Source organism: Paenibacillus agaridevorans, from assembly GCF_003112455.1.
In the GTDB taxonomy this organism is placed as follows: Bacteria; Bacillota; Bacilli; order Paenibacillales; family Paenibacillaceae; genus Pristimantibacillus; species Pristimantibacillus agaridevorans.
Genome location: NZ_BDQX01000171.1, coordinates 448,206 through 449,200 on the forward strand (window position 1 = coordinate 448,206; position 995 = coordinate 449,200).

Genomic DNA, 995 nt, shown 5'->3' on the forward strand with positions numbered 1-995 from the left:
TCCGGCAAAGACGGCGCCGTCCTTGCCCCGCAGCCGCACCTCGATGCTTCGCGCGCCGTCCGCCCAACCCTCCAGCGACAGCCGGTACGTATCGCTCTGCAGCAGCTCGATGCCCTTCTGACTCAGTACGATATCCGAAGGAGACGCGCCGCCTGCTTCGATACTCGCACTCAAATAACGTTCGTCGGGCTTCACTCCCAGCACCGCCGAAACCGTGCCTCCCGCATATACATGCCAATATTTCATGCGGTCCATCGTCCCCAAATCGAAGGAGCCGTTGTAGACGTGATTGCCGTTGTCCAGCGGCTTCTTGGGATCGTCCGGCGTGTTTACCATGTCGATCTCCTCGACGCGGACCTTGCCGATCCAGACATCGGCAACATTCTGCCCCACGTTGAATTCCAAGCGAGCCGCCGCGTTGGTGTCGCCAGTCATCTGGAACCGATATTCGTAGGATTTCACGACTTCCGTTAATCCCGCATCGAAGTTGTCGGAATAGATCGCCCAATTGCTGCTGGCATCCCCGCCGAACTTGATGCTCATATTCCGGGACGCCGACGCTTTCGCGTCGAAGCTAAGCTTATACGACTTGCCTTTGACCAGCGTCAAATATTGAATGAGCTGCAAAGCGTAATTCGCGTTGCCGCCCGCGGTCAGATCCAGCTTGGCGAACTTCGCTCCGTCTATCGTCTCGACGCTCGCCGTCCCGGAGCCGCCGAACTGATTATCGTGCAGGAAGTTCCAATAGACGGGATCCATGTCCGGCGCAGCATCCGTCACGCTGTTAATGCCCTCCGCAAAGCCGATGTCGTACAAGAAATTCCCGCCTACGGCTTCCTTGCCGCCTTCGGGGAATTCGTCAGCGACAAGCCGCGGCTCAACCGGCTCCAAATACGGCCGCCCCGTCAATTCGTATACGCGGACGTAATCGACCTCCATTGTGGCAGGGAAAGCACCGGGGTCCGGCAGCCGTCCGCCGTCGTAATTGCCCCCTA

General features: G+C 58.8%; 1 protein-coding gene. It reads right to left on the minus strand.

Annotated features, from left to right (window positions below; translation table 11 throughout):
* The coding region (locus PAT3040_RS37115) for a carbohydrate binding domain-containing protein (protein ID WP_181376669.1) at positions 1–995 on the minus strand (995 nt) is incomplete at both ends.